This window comes from Bradyrhizobium sp. URHA0013 (genome assembly GCF_000518345.1).
In the GTDB taxonomy this organism is placed as follows: Bacteria; Pseudomonadota; Alphaproteobacteria; order Rhizobiales; family Xanthobacteraceae; genus Bradyrhizobium.
Genome location: NZ_KI912426.1, coordinates 860,608 through 881,640 on the forward strand (window position 1 = coordinate 860,608; position 21,033 = coordinate 881,640).

Below are 21,033 nucleotides of genomic sequence, written 5' to 3' on the forward strand. Positions count from 1 at the left end.
AACAAGAGAACGGAGGAACGCATGGAAGGAGCGCGCGCCGCGCTGGCCCTGCGGATCTCCAGGAGAGAGCCGGAAGGGTCCTGATGTCCGTCAACAGCAAGCGCGTCTTCTACGTCAAATATCTGGCTAACCCGATCTATATAGACATCCTGAAGGCGCGGCCCGACGTCCGGCTCGATCGCATCGAGAACGAGACCCCCGAAGACGTTTACGCGCCGATCATCGGTGCCGCTCATGTCTACCAGATCGGCGCCGCCCGGGACGAACTCGCCCCGCATTTCCACGTCGATGCCGCCTTCCTGAAACGCACGCCGAACCTGCTGCTGGTCTCGAGCAATGGTGCAGGATTCGATCCCGTCGACGTCGAGGCGTGCACCGATGCGGGCGTCCTGGTCGTCAACCAGTCCGGCGGCAATGCCCATTCCGTCGCCGAGCATGCGCTGGCGATGATGCTGACGCTGTCCAAGCGCATCATCCAGTCCGACCGCAAGCTTCGCAGGGAGGCCAACGTCAACCGCAACGAGCTCGTCGGCAACGAGGTCGAACACAAGACGGTCGGCATCATCGGCCTCGGCAATGTCGGCCGCCGCATCGCCGCGTTGTGCCAGGGTCTGCTCGGCATGAAGGTGCTGGCCTATGATCCTTACCTCACCGCCGAGGTGATGGCCGAGCGGGGCGGAGAAAAGGTGGAGCTCGACGAGCTGCTGCGCCGCGCCGATTTCGTCTCGATCTCCTGCCCGCTCAACAAGGGCAGCCGCAACATGATCAGTGTGCGCGAGTTCGCGCTGATGCAGCCGCATGCGTACTTTATCACCACGGCGCGCGGCTTCATCCACGATGAAGATGCGCTGCTCCAGGCGTTGCGCGAGAAGCGCATTGCGGGCGCCGGTCTCGACGTCTGGTCCAAGGAGCCGCCACCGCCGGAGCATCCGCTGCTCCAGCTCGACAACGTGCTGGCGAGCCCGCATACCGCGGGTGTCACGATCGAGGCGCGCCAGAACATGGGCCGCATCGCCGCCGAGCAGGTGCTGCAGACGCTCGACGGCAAGCGCCCGCCGCGCATCATCAATCCCGAGGTCTGGCCACGTTACGCGGAGCGCTTCAAGCAGGCGTTTGGTGTGACGCCGGCGTAGTCGATGGTCGCTTTGTCCTTCCGGGGTGCGATGCTCCTGCTGCCCAATGTCCCGGTTAGCACTACGCGCCACCGAATGATCGGCGGGCGGGAACCGCGCCCGACTTTGATCCGCGTCAAAATCTCCCTCCCGCAATCCGGCTAAATGGGATTAGAGTGAGCGCCGCCGGGGCAGGCAGGAGGTCCCATGTCAACTTATGTGGTCAGGTTCATGAAGGACGTGCTCGGCCAATACGGCCGGCAGATCGAGGTGTGCCAAGGCACGCTCGAGGTCGACGCTTCCGACGAGGACGAAGCCAGAGAGCGGGCGAAGGCAAGGTTTTGCGCGGACCAGGCGTTGCACCACTGGTCGTTGCATGCCGACCGCATCCAGGTCAGACCGGCTGACTTTCCGTCGTGAGGGGCTTGGCGGCCGGGCGCCGTGAGGTCACGCTGGCGCCGAGCGGGACCGCTGCACCGTCTCAGTCGAGCAGCTTGTCCAGTGTGATCGGGAAGCGGCGGATGCGTTTGCCGGTGGCGTGATAGACGGCGTTTGCGATCGCCGCCGGGACGCCCACAATGCCGATTTCGCCAATGCCCTTGATGCCGAGCGCGTTGATGTGCGCGTCCGGCTCGTCGACGAAGATCACGTCGATGTCGCGAACATCTGCGTTCACCGGAATGTGGTACTCGGCGATATTCGCATTCATGATCCGGCCGAAGCGGTGATCCATCACCGTCTCCTCGTGCAGGGCCATCCCGATTCCCCAGACCACGCCGCCCATGATCTGGCTGCGGCCAGTCTTGGTGTTCAGAATCCGCCCGGCCGCGACGGCGCTGACGACCCGCGTCACGCGAACGACGTTTAGCTCTTCGTCGACCTTGACCTCGGCGAAGACGGCCGAATGGGTGTTGCGCGCGTGCTTCTTGTCCTCATCGAACTGGTTGAGCTTTTCCTTCTCGATGCGTTCGACCCCGCCATGGCGCATTGCGTCGGCGATCGAGACCGCGCGGCTGTTGTCGCTGGCGCCGGCAATGCTGCCGTCGATCAGGACCGTATCGGCCAACTCGGCGCCGGCGAGCGGCGAGCCTGGCATCTTTCCGGCCAGATCTAACAGCTCCTTGCGCACCTCCTCGGCGGCTGCGAGCACCGCATGTGCGCTCGAGGCGGCCATCCAGGAGCCGCCCTCGACTGGCGCCTGCGGCAAGGTCGAATCGGCGAGCCTGACGCTGATGTTCTCGATCGGCAGGCCGAGTGCGTCGGCCGCGACCTGCGCCACAATGGTGTAGGTGCCGGTGCCGATGTCGGATGCCGCGCAAGACACCTCGGCATGTCCGTTCGACGTCAGCACGATGCGGACGGCGACTGGCATCTGCAGTGCTTCCCACACACCAGTGGCCATGCCCCAGCCGACCAGCTCCTTGCCGTCGCGCATCGAGCGCGGCGCAGGATTGCGTCTGCTCCAGCCGAAGGCGTCCGCGCCGCGCGCGTAGCATGCCCGCAACTGCTTGCTGGTGTAGGGCAGGTTTTCGCTCTGGTCGCGGTCCGAGTAGCACTTCAGCCGCAGGTCGACCGGGTCGAGCTTGAGTGCGACGGCAAGCTCGTCCATCGCGCATTCGAGCGCGCAGACGCCCGACGCCGCGCCCGGTGCGCGCATGTCGCAGGGGGTGGAGACGTCAAGGTGGACCAGCTTGTGGGACAAGCGGCTGTTCGGGCTGCGGTAGAGCTGTTCGGCCCAGCCGGTATCGTTGCGGGCAAAATCCTCGTAGCGCGAGGTGACGGCAATGGCCTCGTGCGTGACCGCATCGAGCGTACCATCTGACTTTGCGCCGAGCCCGACGCGCTCGATGGTCATTGGCCGGTAGCCGAGCCCGTACATCTGCTGCCGTGTCAGCACGACGCGAACGGACCGTTTCAGCGCGAGCGCGCCGAGCGTTGCCAACACCACCTGATATTGCGGCCGCAAGCCGGAACCGAAGGCGCCGCCGACGTATGGCGAGATCACCCGAATGTCCTCCGGCTTCCTGTCGAACACGCCGCAGAGAAATTTGTGGACGTTCTGGACGCCCTGCGTCTTGTCATAGATCGTGAGCTTGCCATTGCTGTCCCAGACCGCCGTGGTCGCATAGAGCTCCATCGGGTTGTGATGCTCGGTCGGTATCACGTAGTCCGCCACATGGCGCACATCAGCTCCCGCAAGGGCGGCTGCGGCGTCGCCCCGCGGCTTATGCGGCTTGTCCTTCTCGGCAGCGTTGCCGCGCTCGCCTTCGATGTCGGTCGCAAAACTATGCTGCTCATAGTCGACCCGCACGAGCGTCGCGGCGAATTTCGCGGTTTCCCAGTCCTCCGCGACGACCAGTGCGATCGGCTGGCCATTGAACTTGATTTTGTCGTCATAAAGCGGACGGAAAGGCGAGCCTTCCTCGGGCGCCACCTCGTCCTTCCACGCCTCGTCCTTATCGGCCAGCGGCGGACGGTTCGCATGCGTGAGCACGTCGAGCACGCCCTTGATCTGCAGCGCCGCATTGGTGTCGAGGCGGGCAATGCGCCCGCATGGAATGGTGGCCTCGACAACGAAGCCATGGAGGAGCCTGTCGGCCGGAAATTCGCCGGCGTATTTGGCGGCGCCGGTGACCTTGGCCCGGCCGTCGACACGCGACGTTGGCGTTCCGACATAAGCGTTCATGGGGTCCTCACGCGATCTTCTTGTGGGCCTGGGATTGCGGCGTGGCGTTCGCCGCCTGTGTGAGCGTCCGCACGATGGCGCGGCGTGCGAGCTCGACCTTGAAGCCGTTATGTGAGCGGGCCGTTGATCCCTGGAGCAAGAGATCCGCGGCGTGCGAGAAGTGATCGGGCGTTGCGGCCTGGCCGCGCAACGCCGCTTCGGCTTCGAGGCTGCGCCAGGGCTTGTGCGCCACGCCGCCGAGCGCCAGGCGTGCCCCGCTGATCGCGTTGCCCTCCAATTCGAGCGCGGCGGCGACCGAGACCAGAGCGAAAGCATAAGACATCCGGTCGCGAATTTTTAGGTAGCTGTAGTTTTGTGCAAAGCCGCGCGGCGGCAGCTCGATCGCCGTGATGATCTCACCGGTGCCGAGATTGGTATCGACATGAGGCTTGTCGCCGGGCAGCCGATGGAAATCGGTCAGCGCGATGGTGCGTTCGCCGGAAGGACCCGCGACGTGCACGAGCCCGTCCAGCGCGGCAAGCGCCACGCTCATATCGGATGGATTGGTCGCGATGCAGGCGGCGCTCGTGCCCAGGATCGCATGGTTGCGGTTCAGCCCGTCCATCGCCGAGCAGCCGCTGCCGGGATGTCGCTTGTTGCAGGGCGTGGCCGTGTCATAGAAGTAGGCGCAACGCGTTCGCTGCATCAGATTGCCACCAACGGAGGCCATGTTGCGCAATTGCGCCGACGCGCCGGCTAGGATCGCGCTGGCGAGCAGGGGATAGCGCTGCTCGATCAATGGATGGTAGGCGAGGTCCGAGTTCGGCACCAGGGCGCCGATGCGCAAGGACCCGTCGGTCGTCTCCTGGACCTCCCGGAGCGGCAGGCGGGAGATGTCGATCAGCCGGGAGGGGCGCTCGACATTCTCTTTCATCAGGTCGATCAGATTGGTGCCGCCGGCAATCAGCTTGGCGCCGGGATCGGCGGCGAGCAGGCGGATCGCGTCGGCGACATCAGTGGCTCGGGCGTACTGGAAATTGTTCATGGCTGGCCCATTGCCTGCTGGATGGCGGCGACGATGTTCGGATAGGCGCCACAGCGGCAGAGGTTTCCGCTCATGAGCTCCCGGATCTCGTCGGAATCACGGGCACGGCCTTCGGCGAGCAGTCCGGCCGCCGAACATATCTGTCCCGGCGTGCAATAGCCGCACTGGAAGGCGTCATGGTCGATAAACGCCTGTTGCACGGGATGCAGTGTGCCGTCCTTGGCAAGACCTTCGACAGTCGTGATCTCCGCGCCGTCCTTCATGACGGCGAGCGTGAGGCACGAATTGACGCGCCGGCCATCCACCAGCACGGTGCAGGCGCCGCACTGACCATGGTCGCAGCCCTTCTTGGTGCCGCTTAGTGCAAGATGATCCCGCAAGGCGTCGAGCAGCGTGGTCCATGGCACGAGATCGAGCGTGTGACTGACGCCGTTAACGACAAGATGGATGGGGATTCGTTCGGAAATCTGATGCGTGACATCGCCCATGTCCTGCTCCCTGCGACGGCGACCGTGCCGGACGTCAGCCGTGTTGACGCGGGGGCACGCCTCCGCCGGCCAATAGCGCCCAACGGACCACCGACCGGTTGGTTCCTTGCAGGCAGTTCGCCTTTCCGAGAGGTTGCGGTCAGCGCTTTGCTTCGCCGAACACCACATTTGGCACGGCGCGGTTGACGACCTCGCGCAGCGCGAAGCTCGATTGGACCCGCGCGACGCGCGGCAGGCGCGACAGCTCCATGCGGTGGATGCGCTCGAAATCCTGGATGTCGCGGGCGAGCACGATCAAAATGTAGTCGTCGGTCCCCGACATCAGGAAGCAGCGCACGACGGACGGGCATTTCACCACCTCCGCCTCGAACGCCTTCAACGCCTCATCGCTCTGGCTTTCCAGCGCGATGCGGACCAGTACCGTGGTGGTGAGGCCGAATTGCGCGAGGTCGAGCGTGGCCTGATAGCCTTGGATGTAGCCGTCGTCCTCAAGTGCCTTCTGCCGCCGCGCGAGCGCGGTGCTGGAGAGCCCAACCTTGTTGGCTAGCTCGGTGTGGCTGGCCCGCGCATTGGTCGTGAGTTCCGCGAGGATGGCGAGATCTTTCCGGTCCAGGGCCAAAGTTTCGTTTCCAGCGTGAAAGGGCGTTTGCGCGCCGGAAACCGGCGCAGGGACGCCAAAGCTAGCGGATATTTGCACGAAACCAAACCGGGCAGGTCGCTACGATCATGAGGTGAATCAAAAGGAGGCCCGGGATGCGCGTCGGTGTGCCCAAGGAAATCAAAGTGCAGGAATATCGCGTCGGGCTCACCCCGGGTGCGGTCCGCGAATATGTCGCGGCGGGGCACGAGGTGACGGTCGAGACCGGTGCGGGTGGCGGCATCGGCGCCTCCGACGAAGTCTACCGGCGGGCAGGGGCGATCATTGCCGAGAGCGCACGCGACATCTTCGCGAACTCCGACATGATCGTGAAGGTGAAGGAGCCCCAGAAAAGCGAGTGGGCCCAGCTCCGCGAAAGCCAGATCCTGTTCACTTATCTCCATCTCGCGCCGGATCCCGAACAGGCCAGGGGTTTGCTCGCCTCCGGCTGTACTGCGATCGCCTATGAAACCGTCACCGACGCGGCCGGTCACCTCCCCCTGCTTGCGCCGATGAGCGAAGTCGCCGGCCGCCTCGCCATCGAGGCCGCCGGCGCCGCGCTCAAGCGTTCGGCCGGGGGCCGCGGACTGCTGCTGGGCGGCGTTCCCGGCGTGCAGCCGGCGCGGGTCGTCGTGCTGGGCGGCGGCGTAGTGGGAACGCAAGCCGCGCGCATGGCCGCGGGCCTTGGCGCGGAGATCACCGTGATCGACCGCTCTATTCCTCGGTTGCGGCAGCTTGATGATCTCTTTGCCGGGCGCGTACGCACCCGCTTCTCCACCATCGAATCAGTTGAGGAGGAGGTGTTCGCTGCCGACGTCGTGATCGGCGCGGTGCTGGTGCCGGGCGCGAGCGCGCCCAAGCTCGTCACGCGTGCGATGTTGACATCGATGCGACCGGGCGCCGTGCTGGTCGACGTCGCGATCGATCAGGGCGGCTGCTTCGAGACCTCGCACCCGACCACGCATGCCGATCCGACCTATCTGGTCGACGGCATCGTGCATTATTGCGTGGCCAATATGCCCGGCGCGGTGCCGGTGACGTCGAGCCAGGCGCTGAACAACGCGACGCTGCCGTTCGGCTTGATGCTTGCGAACAAGGGTTTTGCTGCAGTGCTGGAAAATCCACATCTGCGCAACGGGCTGAATGTGCATCGCGGCCGCATCACCAACAAGGCGGTGGCCGAAAGCCTCGGGCTGGAGTTTGCTCCGGTGGGGAGCGGGCTGGCGGCGTAGCGTTGCTGCTCATACCGGCTTGCGATGGCGGCTGCCGAGCGCGGCTTCGATCGTCTCAGGCTCCTCGATGCGTTCGATCAGCATGTCGATGCGGTCGCCGCCCCAGAACAGCTCGCCGTTGAATACCATGGTCGGCACGCCGAACACGCCGAGCGCTTCGGCCTCGTCGATGATGCGGTCATGCTCGGCGCGGGCGGGGCCATGGATGTAGGCTTTGAACTCACTGGCTGAACCACCGCAGGACGTGATGACGTCCGTGATGGCGGCGAGATCGTCGATCTCGAGCTCATGGCTCCAGAAGCGCCGAAACACCGCATCGTGATACGGACGGAAGAAGCTGTGCTGTTGGGCGAACAGCATGCCGACGCTGGAATAGAACGCGTCGTAGATCCGCCGGGGCCCTTTCATGACGAGCCCTTGCGCATTGGCATAGCGCCGAGCGTCCATATAGGCGTAGCGCACCTTGCGCCAGAAATGCGGCGTGCGCTCTTCCACGGTCCCCATGAATTCGGCAACGCGCAGCGTATAGGGCAGCCATTCGAGCTCGACGCCGTGCGTCTCCTCGAGTTCGAACAGGCGCTTGTTGGCCACGAATGCGTAGGGGCTCTTGTAGTCGGTGTAGATACGCACGCGGGGATTTGGCATTGGCAGATTCCTTTCATACGCGCGGCGCTACCTGCTCGCCGTGGCGCCGGTGCTCAAATAGGCCGGAAGAAGAAAACTATTGCCCCGGGTCCGTCCGGCGGAAGGAGTTTCCCCTTCGGGAGGCAAAAAAGCCAATCGCTTCCATTGCTGTTTGGGGCCGAAACGACGACATTTCCATCAGAAATTGATGGATTGACTGCCATGGAACGCACCAGGTTTGAGCCTTTCGGCGAGCAATTGGTGTCCGCAACGGACACCCAGCCGCGCTCGCGCGGGTCAAAGCTGCTGCTGCGGGTCGGCACCGGCCTGTTCTGGTCGCTGGTCGCCGGCATCGTGCTGGCGCGTGCGGCCTTCTTCGAGCCCGGCGTCTATGACGGCTTCAGCCGCGTCGCCTCACTGGCCAAGAGCTTGATCTTCTAAGGCGCGCCTGAACTTCCGAGCCGGATTATCCCGGGCTGAGGATAGAACTTCCCTGAGCCCTGATATGTCGAAAACTTATTTCCCAATCGGATGGCGCTGCGTATAAATCCTTCTCCTCGGGGAGAGATTTGTGTCGCAGAATCAAGCATCCAGTCCGGCCGACGCCAAGCCGACCACGGCCACTGGCCGCATTGTCGCGCTGATTCCCGGGATCCTCCTCTGCATCGCCGTGGCCGGTGTTTCGGCCCTGCTCGAACGGGCGGAATTGGGCGTCTTCGAGCATCCCTATGTCGAGGCGCTGGTGATGGCGATCTTGCTCGGCATGGCCGTGCGCAGCTTCTGGAAGCCCGCGCCGCGCTGGCAGTCCGGCATCGCCTTCAGCGCCAAGCAGCTGCTCGAAGTCGCCGTCATGCTGCTGGGGGCCTCGATCAGCTTTGCTGCTATCGCGGCGTCCGGCGTCGCGCTGTTGGCCTCGATCGCGGCCGTCGTTGTGGTCGCGCTCTGCGTCTCCTTCGGCATCAGCCGCCTGCTTGGTCTCTCGACGCGGCTCTCGATCCTGATCGCCTGCGGCAACTCGATCTGCGGCAACTCGGCGATTGCGGCGGTGGCGCCGATCATCGGCGCCAACAATGACGAGATCGCATCCTCGATCTCCTTCACCGCCATCCTCGGCGTGATGATGGTGCTCGGCCTGCCGCTGCTGATCCCGCTGCTGCAGCTATCGGCCACGCAATACGGCATCCTCGCAGGCCTCACCGTCTATGCCGTGCCGCAGGTGCTTGCGGCGACTGTGCCGGCGGGGCTCGTCTCGACGCAGATCGGCACGCTCGTCAAGCTGATGCGGGTGCTGATGCTCGGGCCGGTCGTCGTCGGCCTCTCGCTGACGGCCTCGCGCTGGCACAGCGACGCCAAGAAGACCAGTGTCGGCTTTTTCCGCCTGGTCCCGTGGTTCATCCTCGGCTTCCTTGCGCTGGCGACCCTGCGATCCCTGGAGATCGTGCCAGGCACGGTGGTTGGTCCGGTGACGAAGATCACCAGCTTTCTCACGGTGGTGTCGATGGCGGCGCTGGGTCTGGGTGTCGACGTTCGTGTGCTGGCCAATGTCGGGGGCAGGGTGACGGCGGCCGTGACGCTGTCGCTGATGCTGCTGCTCGGCATCAGCATCGCACTGGTGCACTGGTTCAAGTGAAGGCGGCTGTAGCCGCGAACTCTTCTTCCTTCGCGCAAGGGGAGAAGGGAACTAAGAGGGTAAGCGTCGAGAAATCGCTAAATCACATCCGCGAGCGAATGCCCGTGCAGCTCGATGTTCAGCCCCTGCATGCCCATGTCGTTGAGCTCGCCGCCCATCGCCTTGATGCTCTCCTCGCGGATCAGCGACATCAGTCCGCGGCGCAGCGCCAAAAACTCCGATGACATCATCATCGCCTGCTGCCGCGGCCGCTCCAGCGGGATCGGAATCTCCGCCTTGATCGAGCCGGGGCGTGCGGTCATGCAGTAGACACGATCGGACAGGAAAATCGCCTCGTCGATGTCGTGGGTGACGAACAGCACCGAGATCTTCAGCCGCTGCCACATGTTGGTGAGGATCTGCTGCATGATGACCCGGGTCTGCGCGTCGAGCGCGCCGAAGGGTTCGTCGAGCAGCAACACTTTGGGTCCCGTCGCGAGCGCCCGGACGATGCCAACGCGCTGCTTCATGCCACCTGAGAGTTTCTCGGGGTAATGCTTTTCGAAGGCTTCGAGGCCCGCGAGTCCCAGCAGCGTGCGCGCGGCGCGCTCGCGCTGCGAGCGTGGCATGCCGCGCATCTTCAGGCCGAACTCGACGTTCTCCCGCACGGTCTTCCAGGGAAACAGCGAATATTGCTGAAACACCATGCCGCGCTCCGCGCTCGGGCCGTTCACCTTCTCGCCGTCGACGGTGACGATGCCCGTGGTCGGCTTGAGGAAGCCGGCGACCGCGTTGAGCAGCGTCGACTTTCCGCAGCCGGAGGGTCCGACGATCGAGACGAACTCGCCAGGCTTCACATGAATCTGCGTATCCGTGACGGCTTCGACCGGCCCCTCGATGCTGTCGTAGCTGAGGGAGAAGTTTTTGACCTCGATATGGCCCTGCGGTGCCTTGACAACGATCTCACTCATCTTGACCTCCACGGCATCACCAATTGTCCGGCGCCTCGGATCAACATGCTCGATCCGAGGCCGAGCACGCCGATCGCGATCATGCCGAGCGCGATGTCGGCATACTGGACCAGCGAATAGGCCTCCCAGGTGAAATAGCCGATGCCATATTGCCCCGAGATCATCTCGGCGGCGATCAGCGACACCCAGGCCACGCCCATGCCGACGGTGAGGCCGGTGAAGATGTGCGGGAGCGAGGCCGGAAAATACACATCGCGGAAGATCGAGCGCTCCCGCGCGCCGAGACATTGCGCGGCACGCACCAGCACGGGATCCACCAGCGACATGCCGTGCAGCGTGTTGACCAGGATCGGGAAGAACGATCCGAGGAACGTGATGTAGACGATGCTCTGCTCGTTGGTCGGCCACAGCATGATGGCCATCGGCACCCAGGCAATCGCCGGGATCGGCCGCAGCACCTCCGCTACTGGGAAGATGATCTCGTGGATCAGCTTGAAGCGGCCCATGATCAGGCCGAGTGGCACCGCGACGATCGCCGCAAGCGAGAAGCCGAAGAAGATGCGCCGGCAGCTCAAGAGGACGTGCAGCAGGAATTTCGGATCGTGGATCGCCTTGGTGAAGCTCGCATAGACCGCGAGCGGCGAAGGCACGTTGGTGAAGCGCACGAAGAACACGACGCGATAGGTCGTCAGCAGATGCCAGACCAGAAGAAAGGCGAGCAGTGAGATGATGCCGATCGCGGTCGCGCGCAGCCCGCCCCGGTTGAGCCGGTACCAGCGCAGTGCGAGCGTGCCGAAGGAGGGTGGAGACGCGGGTGGCGTGGAGGCGGGCATGGCGCTTGCCTCCGCGATTGCACTTGCCGGCATGCTGTCCTCGGAATGTCTGAGGAGGGCGGGACTGCTCACGTCTTGCTCCCGCTGACCGCCGCCTTCACCGCGTCGTCGAAGCCGAGCACCTTGCCGCTGATCTTGGCGGCATAGGCTTCGGCATCCTTCTTCAGCAGGAACGGCGCAACCTCGCCATTGCCGACCGCGAAGAAAGCCTGGTCGGCGAACAGCTTGATACCGCGGGTGGTATCGAAGACGTAGGCGACGTTGATCTTCTTGCCCTTGGCCTTGTAGTCGGCATAGGCGCCGAGCGTGCAGCTGGCTGACGAGAAGGGCATGATGCCTGAATCGTCGACCCAGACCTCGCCGGCCTTGCGCGGATCGGAGATCGGTTTCTTGCAGAAGGAATCGTCGCCGGAGATCTCGTAATTCTTGGTGCTCGCAAGCTGCGCGTCATAGTCGAGCTTCATCTCGGCATAAGCTTTTCGGATGTAGCTGTCATCGACCCATTTCTTCGGGTCGAACTCCTTCATGCGGCCGAGGTTCTGCAGCACCTTGACGTCGGCCGTGGCGGCATCGATCAGCGCCGGCTTGACCGTGGGATCGGTGGTCATGTTGCCGCTGGGGCCGAGGAAGATGTAGACGACCTCCTTGCTGATGCCGGTCCATTCCTGGATCTTCTCGGCGGCGAGCTTGGGATCGTCTCGCAGCCATTGATTGGCGGCGATCACGGCCTTGAAGTAGGCGACGACGACCTCAGGGTATTTCTCGGCGAAATCGGTGCGGACCACGATGCCGTGGAAGGTCGGGAGATTGGTCTCGACGCCGTCAAAGATCTTTCGCGCAAAACCGCGGAACGGCAGCAACTCGGCGAACGGAACGAAGTCGGCATGAGCGTCGATCTTCTTCTCCTGGAGATTGGTCGAGCCGACCTCCGGGCTTTGGCTGACCAGCTGGAAGAAGTCCGACGCGTAGCCGCGGTCCTGCATCGCCTTCAGCACCATGCCGTGCGCGGCAGAGCCGAACGGCACGCTCACGAGCTTGCCCTTGAGATCGGCGAGATCGTAGTAGGGCGAATCCTTGTGAGCGACGATGCCGTTGCCGGAGCCCGACAGGCTGTAGGCGGCGATCCCGATCAGCCGGCTCTTGCTCTCCGGATTGCTGTCGAAAGTGAAGCCGTTCACGATCAGCGGATAGTCGCCCATCATGCCGATCTGCAGCTTATTCGCCATCATCGCGTTGGTGACGGGCGGGCCGGAGGTGAAGTTCTGCCACTCCAGCTCGAACTTGATGTTGGCGTATTTGCCGTCCTTCGGCAGATATTTTTCGAGGAGATGGAGCTGGCGGATGACGACGCCGGCGGTCACCGTGTTGGTCGTGGTGTCCTGCGTTCCGATGCCGAGCGTGACGGTTTCCGCCGCGGCCGGCTGCGCGAGGAGAAGCGCCAGCGACGTCACCGACATCGCGATCGAGAGCGTGGGAAGATGGCGGACCATTCTCATCCTCATTCGGTTGGATGTGCTGTGGTTGCCATGATTGGGTGAGGGCGTGGGCAGGGCAAATCCGGAATGAGCGCCACAGTCGATTAGTTGCCGGGAAAAGTTGATTGCATACTCCTTGGGCAGTCCTGCACTATAAAGCTGCTTGCATGGGCACCAGCCCTAGTCAGACCCTTGCCCTCGCATCTCTTCCAGCACGTCGGGCCGGCAGACCACGATCTGGGAGCGCTTGGTCAGCACGATTCCCTTCTCCTGCATGCGCTTCAGGCTGATCGTGACCCATTGCCTGGTGGCGCCGACCATGTGGGCGATATCGGCATGGGTGAAGGCGGCGGCGATCACCCGGCCGTCGGCGTCATCGACGCCATAGAGGTCGACGAGATGCAGCAACAGATGCGCAAGGCGCTGTGTGATCGAGCGCGTTCCCAGCATCTGGGCCAGAGCCGAATAGCACTTGCCCTTGAAGGTCAGGCCTTCGATCAGGCCGATCGCGAGGTTCGGGATCTCTAGGGCCAGGGAGCGCAGCTCCTTTCCGGGCAGATGCACCACGCTACAATTGCTGGATGCAACGCCGGACCATTGATGCACGGTGCCTTCGAACACTTCGGGGCCGCCGACGAAATTGCCGACATGCCAATAGGCCAGCGTGATCTCGCGGCCGAGCGGGGAGGTGTAGAACACCCGGATACGGCCGCTCTCGATCAGCCAGATACCGTCATGCTTGCCACCCTGGCTGAACAGCGTCTGGCCACGGTTGAGCACTTTCCGGCGTCCCTGCTTCAGCACCAGCTCACGTTCGCGCTGACTGAGCTTGTCCATCAACGCCGGCGGTCCGCCGATCCATTGCTGGTTCTCAGTGAGCAGCAGCGAGGAACCACCGGCAGGCCGGACCGTTGCGGGAACCGTCCCGCGAACCACATTGGCCGCTGCCTGCAACATCATTTGCCTCCGGAACGTTCAAACCGTTCTAAAGAGGAGCAATGTCCGTGCCAGATTCACCCCGCTGTCATCGCCCGGCTTGACCGGGCGATCTAGTATTCCAGAGACGTCAATGGGTTATCGAGAAGCCGCGGCGTACTGGATTCCCCGTCTGCCGCCTACGCTAAAAGCTTCGGCGCCCCTGGGCCTGAACCCCGGCGAAGCCTTGGCGTAGCCGGGTCGCGGGGAATGACAGCGGAGTTTGGAGGACGACCTGTGGCGTCTACCGCCCCGCTAGACTCAACAAATACGGCTTCGGGTAAATCCCCCGATTGTGCCCATCCGAAAACGAGATGTTCAGCCCGTAACCGAGATCGCCGATCTCGGTGATCGCGATGCCTGGAAACCGCTCGGGGAAGCGGCCGTCGAAGCGGGCGCGGGTGCAGTGGGCGCATTTGCAGGAGAGGCGGAGCGTTTCCGCCGGCAAGTCCAGCGTGTCGTCCTTAGCGGTGCGGACGCGGAGCGTCGCGAGGTCGGCGCTTGCTTCGTAATCTGCCACGGTCGGTGCCACCAAGGTCATGACGTGTCTCCGACCCTTCTCTACGTTGCCGCAGCGCTGCTGCGATAGCAACTAATTGCCAGGCGCAGGTGCGCGACGCTGATCTTCGCTGCCTGCTGTTCGATCATTGCGCACGAAATGTGAAACTAATCGACCGGGAATTTCAGTTCGGCGTTGCCGGATTCCTGTCTCTCCGAAACCTTGTGCGCAATCGAGATCAGGAGAGACAATGAACGCATTTCAGAAGGAAACGGTCCTGTCGGTCAGGCACTGGACCGATAGCCTGTTCAGCTTCACCGCGACGCGCGATCCGGGCTTCCGCTTCCAGAACGGCCAGTTCGCGATGATCGGGCTGGAAGTCGAGGGCAAGCCGTTGCTGCGGGCCTACAGCATGGCGAGCGCCAATCACGAGGAGGCGCTCGAGTTCTTCTCGATCAAGGTGCAGGACGGTCCGCTGACCTCGCGCCTTCAGAAGATCAGGGAGGGCGACGTCATCCTGGTCGGCCGCAAGGCCACTGGCACGCTGATCACCGGCAACCTCATTCCCGGCAAGCGCCTGCTGCTGCTCTCGACCGGAACGGGGCTCGCGCCGTTCGCCAGCCTGATCAAGGACCCCGACGTCTACGAGAATTACGAGACCATCGTGCTCGCCCATGGCTGCCGCCAGGTCTCCGAGCTCTCCTATGGCGAGCACCTCGTCGAAGGCCTGCGCAATCACGAGTTCTTCGGGCCGCTGATCCGTGACAAGCTCGTTTACTATCCCACCGTTACCCGCGAGCCGTTCAGGAACCGCGGCCGCATCAGCGACCTGATCGCGTCGAACCAGCTGTTCGACGATATCGGTCTATCAGGCCTCGATATCGAGACTGACCGCATCATGCTTTGCGGCAGTCCGGCGATGCTGGAGGAACTTCCTGCGATGCTGTCCGCACGCGGTTTTGTCGAGGGCAATCACAGCAGGCCCGGCCATTTCGTGATCGAAAAGGCCTTTGTCGAGCGCTGAGGCGCAAATCGCAGCCCAGCGACAACTAATTGCTATCGCCGGGACGCCTGCTGAACAAATCTGATGCAAAGGCGCCGGATCTGCCGGCGGACCAGGAGCAAGCGATGTCACTAGATCAGATCGTCGACGGACTTTCGGAGGTTTCCTGCGACGTGCTCGTCATCGGCGGCGGCACGGCCGGCCCGATGGCGGCGTTGAAGGCGAAGCTGAAGAATCCGAAGGCCAACGTCGTCCTGCTCGAAAAGGCCAATGTCAAGCGCTCCGGAGCGATCTCGATGGGCATGGACGGCTTGAACAATGCCGTCATTCCCGGCTACGCGACGCCGGAGCAGTACACCAAGGAAATCACCATCGCCAATGACGGCATCGTCGATCAGAAGGCGGTCTACAAATACGCGCAAAACTGCTACTCGATCATCGAGGAACTCGACAGCTTCGGCATCCGCTTCCTGAAGAACGAGAACGGCGACTACGCCGTCAAGAAGGTGCATCACATCGGCACCTACGTGCTGCCGATGCCGAACGGCGAAACGGTGAAGAAGGCGCTGTATCGCCAGCTCCGCCGCGCCCGCATCCTGATCTCCAACCGCTATATGGCGACGCGCCTGCTCAAGTCCGCAGACGGCCGCATTGCTGGCGCGATCAGCGTCAATACCCGCACCGCCGAGATGCTGGTGATCAAGGCCAAGGCCGTTATCCTGTGCATGGGCGCCGCCGGCCGTCTCGGCCTGCCGACCTCCGGCTACATGTTCGGCACCTACGAGAATGCGGCCAATTCCGGTGACGGCTATTCCATGGCCTATCACGCCGGTGCGGCTCTGGCGAACCTCGAATGTTACCAGATCAATCCGCTGATCAAGGACTATAACGGGCCGGCCTGCGCCTATGTCGCCGGTCCCTTCGGCGCCTTCACCGCCAACAACGAGGGATCGCGCTTCATCGAATGCGATTACTGGTCCGGCCAGATGATGCTGGAGTTCTACAATGAGCTGCTGTCCGGCAAGGGCCCGGTGTTTCTCCAGCTCAAGCATCTCCATCCCGATACCATCTCGGAGATCGAATCGACCCTGCACAAGGTCGAGCGTCCCACGCGCGGCCTGTTCCAGCAGGGGCGCGGCGTCGACTATCGCAGCGAGTCGATCGAGATGCATATCTCCGAGATCGGCTTCTGCTCCGGCCACAGTGCGTCAGGCGTGTTCGTCGACGACAACGCGCGCACCACCGTGCCGGGCCTCTATGCCGCCGGCGACATGGCCAGCGTGCCGCACAATTACATGCTCGGCGCCTTCACCAACGGTTCGGTCGCCGGCATCGACGCGATGGAGTTCGCGGACAATCACGACTTCGCGGAATTCGACGCGGCCGATGTCGCCAGCGAACGTGACCGCGTGATGGCGCCGACCAAACGCGAGGACGGCATTCCGCCGAACCAGATCGAGTACAAGACCCGGCGTCTCGTCAATGACTATCTCCAGCCGCCGAAAGTCACGCGCAAATACGAGCTCGGCATGCGCCGGCTCGCTGAAGCGAGGGAAGACATGCAGGAGCGCATGATCGCGCGCAATGCGCACGAACTGCTCCGCGCGCTCGAAGTCCAGTCGATCATGGATTGCGCGGACATGGCCGTGCATGCCTCGCTCTACCGCGAGGAAAGCCGCTGGGGCCTCTATCACTGGCGGACGGATTTCCCGGAGAAGGACAACGAGAACTGGTTCTGCCACACGCTGCTCAGCAAGCAGGACGGCAAGATGACCAGCGAGAAGCGTGCCGTGGAGCCCTATATCGTGCCGATCGCCGACGACGAGAAGGATCTCTACGACAAGCAGCGCATCCGCGCCACCGCCTGACCCGCCGCACAAATAACAGGAGACATACGATGCCTCTCGCTTCTTATCAGACATCGGTTCCGGTGGTCGTCGACGACGCCAAATGCATCGCGGACAAGGGCTGCACCGTGTGCGTCGACGTCTGCCCGCTCGACGTGCTGCGTATCAGCGATATGACCAACAAGGCCTACATGGCCTATGACGAATGCTGGTACTGCATGCCCTGCGAGGCGGATTGCCCGACCGGCGCCGTCACCGTCAACATTCCATATCTCCTGAGGTAGTCATGTCGAGCCCGTTCGAATCCTACGACGATCTCGAAGATGCCCACGAGCGGCTCCAGGCCGCCGATCCAGGGGAGCGCCGCGTCGCCATCATCGCGCTCGGCCATTCCGGCGATCCCGCAGCGGTCGGCCATCTCGCCAAAATGGTTGCCGATCCCGATGCCGGCGTCCGCCAGCAGGTTGCGATGGCGCTCGGCGAGTTCGATGGGCCGGAGGCCGCCAGCGCGCTGGTCAAGCTGCTTGTCGACCCCGAAAGAATCGTCGCGGCCGCCGCGGCCGACAGCATGGCGGAGTTCAAAGATCCCGCCTGCGCCGAAATCATCCTGCCGCTGGTCAAGCATGCCCACGCCTTCGTCCGCATGGGGGCGTTGCGTGCGCTGAAGGAGCTGCGCTGCAAGAACACCTTGAAACCCGCGCTCGAAGCGCTCCAGGATTCCGATGCCGCCGTGCGGGTGCAGGCGATCGGCGTGATCGGGTTCCTCAAGCTGGAGGAATCGATTCCGGCGCTGACCGCGCTGATCAACGATCCGGACGCGCATGTGCGCCGTGCTGCGGTGAGCGCGCTCGCCTTCTCGCAGATGAAGCCCGCGGCCGAGATGATCACGCGCGCCTTGAAGGATTCGGACTGGATGGTGCGGGAGATGGCCGCGGAAACGCTGGGCCTCAATGTCAACGGATCGATTGCCGCCGACCAGCTCATCGCTTCGCTCAGTGACGATTTCTGGCAGGTGCGTCTGAAGGCAATCCGCAGCCTTGGCCGGATGAAGATCGAGCGCGCGGTTCGCCCGATTGGCAATTGCGTCAACCACGACCAGGCCAATTTGCGGAAAGAGGCGGCTGCTGCGCTCGGCGAAATCGCCCACCACGACGGCGAAGCCTTCCTTGCCGTCATCGCCGACGATCCCGATCCCGAGGTGCGCAAGAACGCGCGCTGGGCGCTTCAGCAGATTGCGGCGCGAAAAGCGCGGGCGGGGGCATAGAAGCGCGGCGGGCTGCCGCGCTGGACTTCCCGTCCCAGACGTTTATTGGTCTTCGCCAATGTGATAGGCCTCCGCGAGCGAGGCCGATCCGAAAAGAGCGAGGATGCGCCCATGACGACATTGACGGTTAAGGACCTTCTCCCCGAGGACGGCACGCGGGGAACGCTTGTCGGCCGCGTCTGGCTGCCGCAGGCGAATGGCCCGGCCGTGGTCGCCGTGCGTGGCGATGGTGTATTCGACGTCACCGCAAAATTCCCGACCGTCAGCGCACTCTGCGAGGAAGACAATCCGGCAAAGGCGCTTGCCGCGATCAAGGGCGAACGCATCGGCGATCTCGAGGCTATCGTCGCCAACACGCCGCCCGATCAGCGCGATGCGAAAAAGCCGTGGCTGCTCGCGCCGGTCGATCTCCAGACGCTGAAGGCGGCGGGCGTGACCTTCGCCATCTCGATGCTGGAGCGCGTGATCGAGGAGCGGGCGAAAGGCAATCCGGCCTCGGCCGAAGCGATCCGGCAAGAGGTGACGCGGCTGATCGGCGACGATCTGTCGAAGCTCAAGCCCGGTTCGGACCAGGCGATGCATCTGAAGCAGGTGCTGATCGACCAGAACGCCTGGAGCCAGTATCTCGAGGTCGGCATCGGCCCCGATGCCGAGGTCTTCACCAAGGCGCCGACCTTGTCGTCGGTCGGCACCGGCATGGATGCCGGGCTGCATCCGAAGTCGACCTGGAACAACCCCGAGCCGGAGCTGGTGCTGTTCGTCTCGAGCCGCGGCAAGATCGTGGGCGGCGCGCTCGGCAACGACGTCAATCTGCGCGACTTCGAGGGCCGTTCGGCGCTGCTGTTGTCGAAGGCCAAGGACAACAACGCCTCGTGCTCGATCGGCCCGCTGCTGCGCCTGTTCGACGACAGCTTTACCCTCGATGACGCCCGCAAGCTCGACATCAGCCTGAACGTGAAGGGGCAGGACGGTTTCGTCCTCGACGGCCATTCCTCGATCAGCATGATCAGCCGCGACCCGACTGATCTGGTCGAGCAGACCATCGGCAAGGTGCACCAATATCCTGATGGCTTCGTGCTGTTCCTCGGGACCATGTTCGCGCCGGTCAAGGATCGCGGCGCGCCGGGACAGGGGTTCACCCACAAGCGCGACGACATCGTCACGATCTCGGCACCCCAGCTCGGCAAACTCGTCAACCGCATGCGGACCAGCGACGAGTGCGAGCCCTGGACGTTCGGCATCGGTGCGCTGATGAAGAATCTGGCGCAGCGGAAGCTGATCTAGCTCACTGCCCGCCGGGTGTGGGGGACTCTCCACGAGTCGCCTTGCTCGATAGACGAAGAAGCTCTCCCCACCGTCATTGCGAGGCAAGCGAAGCAATCCAGAATCCCTACGCGGAAAGACTCTGGATTGCTTCGCTGCGCTCGCAATGACGGGGAGAGAGGTTGCGGGTACGTCTTTCACCGTCCTTGCAGAGGTGCCCTCATCCCAACCGCTGTACCATTTTTTCATCTCCGCGTTGCATCGCTGGAACAAAATCGCGCTGGGCGTGTCATACCCGAGCCTTCCTGCCAGCCATCGCACCGATCCAAATAGTCAGATAATATGACTAGTCGGAACCAAACTTCCGTGAAATAGTCCCTCCCGCCGGCCTCAAAGGTCGGCCTGTGGGTGCGATGCTACCAATCGGCGCCCCGGATAACATTTGGGAGATACGCCTGATGATCCTCAAAGCCCTCTTTGCGGCCAGCGCCACTGCCGCGTTGCTGCTCGCGCTGCCGGCGAACGCCGCCGAGCTCACCATCGGCTTCTCGCAGATCGGATCGGAATCCGGCTGGCGCGCGGCCGAGACCTCGGTTTCCAAGCAGGAGGCCACCAAGCGCAAGGTCAATCTCAAGATCGCCGACGCGCAGCAGAAGCAGGAGAACCAGATCAAGGCGATCCGCTCCTTCATCGCGCAGAACGTCGATGCGATCTTCCTCGCGCCCGTCGTCTCGACCGGCTGGGACTCGGTGCTGAAGGAAGCCAAGGAGGCCAAGATCCCGGTCGTGCTGCTCGACCGCGACATCGATCCCTCCGGGAAGGAGCTCTATCTCACCGCCGTGACCTCCGACAGCGTTCACGAAGGCGAGGTCGCCGGCGACTGGCTGGCGAAGACCGTCGGCGCCAAGGCCTGCAACATCGTCGAATTGCAGGGCACGGTCGGCGCCAGCGTCGCTGCCAACCGCAAGAAGGGTTTTGACACCGCCATCGCCAAGCATGCGAACCTGAAGGTGGTACGCAGCCAGACCGGCGACTTCACCCGCGCCAAGGGCAAGGAAGTGATGGAAAGCTTCATCAAGGCCGAAGGCGGCGGCAAGTCGATCTGCGCAGTTTATGCGCACAACGACGACATGATGGTCGGCGCGATCCAGGCGATGAAGGAAGCCGGCCTCAAGCCGGGCAAGGAGATCCTCACCGTCTCGATCGATGCGGTCCCCGACATCTTCAAGGCGATGGTCGCCGGCGAAGCCAATGCCACGGTCGAGCTGACGCCGAACATGGCTGGCCCCGCGCTCGATGCCATCGCCGCCTTCAAGGACAAGGGCACCGTTCCGCCGAAATGGATCCAGACCGAGTCGAAGCTCTACACGCCCGCCGATGATCCGCAGAAGATCTACGACAGCAAGAAGGGCCTCGGTTACTGAGGCGAGAGTGTCGCCGGACGGCCGTGTTTCGGCAGTCCGGCGATCCCGCTCGAAACCGCCGCGCGAA

Annotated in this window: 21 protein-coding genes; 11 read left to right on the forward strand and 10 right to left on the reverse strand. The window is 63.5% G+C overall.

What is annotated here, in order from left to right:
- Nucleotides 1-83: 83 nt before the first annotated feature.
- Nucleotides 84-1,133, forward strand: a complete 1,050-nt coding sequence (locus tag N551_RS0124620) for a hydroxyacid dehydrogenase (protein WP_027569160.1) — start codon at nt 84-86, stop codon at nt 1,131-1,133.
- A 186-nt stretch (nt 1,134-1,319) separates the two neighbouring features.
- Nucleotides 1,320-1,532 (forward strand): hypothetical protein, encoded by a 213-nt coding sequence (locus N551_RS38995; protein WP_027569161.1) that lies wholly within the window; start codon nt 1,320-1,322, stop codon nt 1,530-1,532.
- Between the two features lie 61 nt (nt 1,533-1,593).
- Here the strand turns inward: N551_RS38995 and N551_RS0124630 are convergent, their stop codons facing one another.
- The 4 genes from N551_RS0124630 to N551_RS0124645 form a co-directional block, all read right to left on the reverse strand.
- Nucleotides 1,594-3,798, reverse strand: a complete 2,205-nt coding sequence (locus N551_RS0124630; RefSeq protein ID WP_027569162.1) for a xanthine dehydrogenase family protein molybdopterin-binding subunit — start codon at nt 3,796-3,798, stop codon at nt 1,594-1,596.
- Between the two features lie 7 nt (nt 3,799-3,805).
- On the reverse strand, nt 3,806-4,822 hold the full coding sequence (locus N551_RS0124635; protein WP_027569163.1) for a xanthine dehydrogenase family protein subunit M: 1,017 nt from the start codon (nt 4,820-4,822) through the stop codon (nt 3,806-3,808).
- Nucleotides 4,819-5,310, reverse strand: a complete 492-nt coding sequence (locus tag N551_RS0124640) for a (2Fe-2S)-binding protein (RefSeq protein WP_027569164.1) — start codon at nt 5,308-5,310, stop codon at nt 4,819-4,821. The genes N551_RS0124635 and N551_RS0124640 overlap by 4 nt, the downstream gene beginning before the upstream one ends.
- A 139-nt stretch (nt 5,311-5,449) precedes the next feature.
- Nucleotides 5,450-5,929: an Lrp/AsnC family transcriptional regulator gene (locus N551_RS0124645; protein WP_027569165.1), complete on the reverse strand. Its 480-nt coding sequence runs from the start codon at nt 5,927-5,929 to the stop codon at nt 5,450-5,452.
- Between the two features lie 134 nt (nt 5,930-6,063).
- On the opposite strand from N551_RS0124645, the gene ald reads away from it, so the two are divergent.
- Nucleotides 6,064-7,179 (forward strand): alanine dehydrogenase, encoded by a 1,116-nt coding sequence (gene ald, locus N551_RS0124650; RefSeq protein ID WP_027569166.1) that lies wholly within the window; start codon nt 6,064-6,066, stop codon nt 7,177-7,179.
- A 9-nt stretch (nt 7,180-7,188) separates the two neighbouring features.
- On the opposite strand, the gene N551_RS0124655 is transcribed toward ald, so the two are convergent.
- Nucleotides 7,189-7,824: a 2-hydroxychromene-2-carboxylate isomerase gene (locus N551_RS0124655; protein WP_027569167.1), complete on the reverse strand. Its 636-nt coding sequence runs from the start codon at nt 7,822-7,824 to the stop codon at nt 7,189-7,191.
- Nucleotides 7,825-8,025: 201 nt separating this feature from the next.
- Here N551_RS0124655 and N551_RS0124660 point away from each other — a divergent pair, with 201 nt between their 5' ends.
- Nucleotides 8,026-8,244 carry a hypothetical protein gene (locus tag N551_RS0124660; RefSeq protein WP_007593267.1) on the forward strand — a complete coding sequence of 73 codons (219 nt, stop codon included), beginning with the start codon at nt 8,026-8,028 and terminating at the stop codon, nt 8,242-8,244.
- Between the two features lie 130 nt (nt 8,245-8,374).
- Nucleotides 8,375-9,433, forward strand: coding sequence for a YeiH family protein (locus N551_RS0124665; protein ID WP_027569168.1), 1,059 nt, complete (start codon nt 8,375-8,377; stop codon nt 9,431-9,433).
- Between the two features lie 77 nt (nt 9,434-9,510).
- Here N551_RS0124665 and N551_RS0124670 read toward each other — a convergent pair whose 3' ends face one another.
- The 5 genes from N551_RS0124670 to N551_RS0124690 form a co-directional block, all read right to left on the reverse strand.
- Complete coding sequence (locus N551_RS0124670) at nt 9,511-10,383, reverse strand: ABC transporter ATP-binding protein (protein WP_027569169.1); 873 nt, start codon at nt 10,381-10,383, stop codon at nt 9,511-9,513.
- Nucleotides 10,380-11,288 (reverse strand): ABC transporter permease, encoded by a 909-nt coding sequence (locus N551_RS0124675; RefSeq protein ID WP_027517024.1) that lies wholly within the window; start codon nt 11,286-11,288, stop codon nt 10,380-10,382. Before N551_RS0124675 ends, N551_RS0124670 begins: the two co-directional genes overlap by 4 nt.
- Entirely contained in the window at nt 11,285-12,706 is a 1,422-nt protein-coding gene (locus N551_RS0124680; RefSeq protein ID WP_027569170.1) for an ABC transporter substrate-binding protein, read from the reverse strand. Before N551_RS0124680 ends, N551_RS0124675 begins: the two co-directional genes overlap by 4 nt.
- 165 nt (nt 12,707-12,871) lie before the next feature.
- Nucleotides 12,872-13,651, reverse strand: coding sequence for a Crp/Fnr family transcriptional regulator (locus tag N551_RS0124685; protein ID WP_027569171.1), 780 nt, complete (start codon nt 13,649-13,651; stop codon nt 12,872-12,874).
- Nucleotides 13,652-13,910: 259 nt separating this feature from the next.
- Nucleotides 13,911-14,207 (reverse strand): gamma-butyrobetaine hydroxylase-like domain-containing protein, encoded by a 297-nt coding sequence (locus N551_RS0124690; RefSeq protein WP_027569172.1) that lies wholly within the window; start codon nt 14,205-14,207, stop codon nt 13,911-13,913.
- Between the two features lie 208 nt (nt 14,208-14,415).
- On the opposite strand from N551_RS0124690, the gene N551_RS0124700 reads away from it, so the two are divergent.
- The 6 genes from N551_RS0124700 to ytfQ all read left to right on the forward strand — a co-directional run bounded on the left by N551_RS0124700 (nt 14,416) and on the right by ytfQ (nt 20,966).
- Nucleotides 14,416-15,189 carry a ferredoxin--NADP reductase gene (locus N551_RS0124700; protein WP_027569173.1) on the forward strand — a complete coding sequence of 258 codons (774 nt, stop codon included), beginning with the start codon at nt 14,416-14,418 and terminating at the stop codon, nt 15,187-15,189.
- 104 nt (nt 15,190-15,293) lie between these two features.
- On the forward strand, nt 15,294-17,036 hold the full coding sequence (locus N551_RS0124705; RefSeq protein ID WP_007608408.1) for a fumarate reductase/succinate dehydrogenase flavoprotein subunit: 1,743 nt from the start codon (nt 15,294-15,296) through the stop codon (nt 17,034-17,036).
- 29 nt (nt 17,037-17,065) lie between these two features.
- Complete coding sequence (locus tag N551_RS0124710) at nt 17,066-17,299, forward strand: ferredoxin family protein (protein WP_007593252.1); 234 nt, start codon at nt 17,066-17,068, stop codon at nt 17,297-17,299.
- 2 nt (nt 17,300-17,301) lie between these two features.
- Nucleotides 17,302-18,279, forward strand: coding sequence for a HEAT repeat domain-containing protein (locus tag N551_RS0124715; protein ID WP_027569174.1), 978 nt, complete (start codon nt 17,302-17,304; stop codon nt 18,277-18,279).
- Between the two features lie 111 nt (nt 18,280-18,390).
- Nucleotides 18,391-19,563 (forward strand): fumarylacetoacetate hydrolase family protein, encoded by a 1,173-nt coding sequence (locus N551_RS0124720; RefSeq protein ID WP_027569175.1) that lies wholly within the window; start codon nt 18,391-18,393, stop codon nt 19,561-19,563.
- A 437-nt stretch (nt 19,564-20,000) separates the two neighbouring features.
- Nucleotides 20,001-20,966: a galactofuranose ABC transporter, galactofuranose-binding protein YtfQ gene (ytfQ, locus tag N551_RS0124725; RefSeq protein ID WP_027569176.1), complete on the forward strand. Its 966-nt coding sequence runs from the start codon at nt 20,001-20,003 to the stop codon at nt 20,964-20,966.
- Nucleotides 20,967-21,033: the final 67 nt, after the last annotated feature.

What these genes read in the sequence shown, in the direction of transcription:
- N551_RS0124620 (WP_027569160.1), top strand. Translation starts at nt 84, where the DNA reads ATGTCCGTCAACAGCAAGCGCGTCTTCTACGTCAAATATCTGGCTAAC.
- N551_RS38995 (WP_027569161.1), top strand. Translation starts at nt 1,320, where the DNA reads ATGTCAACTTATGTGGTCAGGTTCATGAAGGACGTGCTCGGCCAATAC.
- N551_RS0124630 (WP_027569162.1), bottom strand. Translation starts at nt 3,798, where the DNA reads ATGAACGCTTATGTCGGAACGCCAACGTCGCGTGTCGACGGCCGGGCC.
- N551_RS0124635 (WP_027569163.1), bottom strand. Translation starts at nt 4,822, where the DNA reads ATGAACAATTTCCAGTACGCCCGAGCCACTGATGTCGCCGACGCGATC.
- N551_RS0124640 (WP_027569164.1), bottom strand. Translation starts at nt 5,310, where the DNA reads ATGGGCGATGTCACGCATCAGATTTCCGAACGAATCCCCATCCATCTT.
- ald (WP_027569166.1), top strand. Translation starts at nt 6,064, where the DNA reads ATGCGCGTCGGTGTGCCCAAGGAAATCAAAGTGCAGGAATATCGCGTC.
- N551_RS0124655 (WP_027569167.1), bottom strand. Translation starts at nt 7,824, where the DNA reads ATGCCAAATCCCCGCGTGCGTATCTACACCGACTACAAGAGCCCCTAC.
- N551_RS0124660 (WP_007593267.1), top strand. Translation starts at nt 8,026, where the DNA reads ATGGAACGCACCAGGTTTGAGCCTTTCGGCGAGCAATTGGTGTCCGCA.
- N551_RS0124670 (WP_027569169.1), bottom strand. Translation starts at nt 10,383, where the DNA reads ATGAGTGAGATCGTTGTCAAGGCACCGCAGGGCCATATCGAGGTCAAA.
- N551_RS0124680 (WP_027569170.1), bottom strand. Translation starts at nt 12,706, where the DNA reads ATGGTCCGCCATCTTCCCACGCTCTCGATCGCGATGTCGGTGACGTCG.
- N551_RS0124685 (WP_027569171.1), bottom strand. Translation starts at nt 13,651, where the DNA reads ATGATGTTGCAGGCAGCGGCCAATGTGGTTCGCGGGACGGTTCCCGCA.
- N551_RS0124690 (WP_027569172.1), bottom strand. Translation starts at nt 14,207, where the DNA reads ATGACCTTGGTGGCACCGACCGTGGCAGATTACGAAGCAAGCGCCGAC.
- N551_RS0124700 (WP_027569173.1), top strand. Translation starts at nt 14,416, where the DNA reads ATGAACGCATTTCAGAAGGAAACGGTCCTGTCGGTCAGGCACTGGACC.
- N551_RS0124705 (WP_007608408.1), top strand. Translation starts at nt 15,294, where the DNA reads ATGTCACTAGATCAGATCGTCGACGGACTTTCGGAGGTTTCCTGCGAC.
- N551_RS0124710 (WP_007593252.1), top strand. Translation starts at nt 17,066, where the DNA reads ATGCCTCTCGCTTCTTATCAGACATCGGTTCCGGTGGTCGTCGACGAC.
- N551_RS0124715 (WP_027569174.1), top strand. Translation starts at nt 17,302, where the DNA reads ATGTCGAGCCCGTTCGAATCCTACGACGATCTCGAAGATGCCCACGAG.
- N551_RS0124720 (WP_027569175.1), top strand. Translation starts at nt 18,391, where the DNA reads ATGACGACATTGACGGTTAAGGACCTTCTCCCCGAGGACGGCACGCGG.
- ytfQ (WP_027569176.1), top strand. Translation starts at nt 20,001, where the DNA reads ATGATCCTCAAAGCCCTCTTTGCGGCCAGCGCCACTGCCGCGTTGCTG.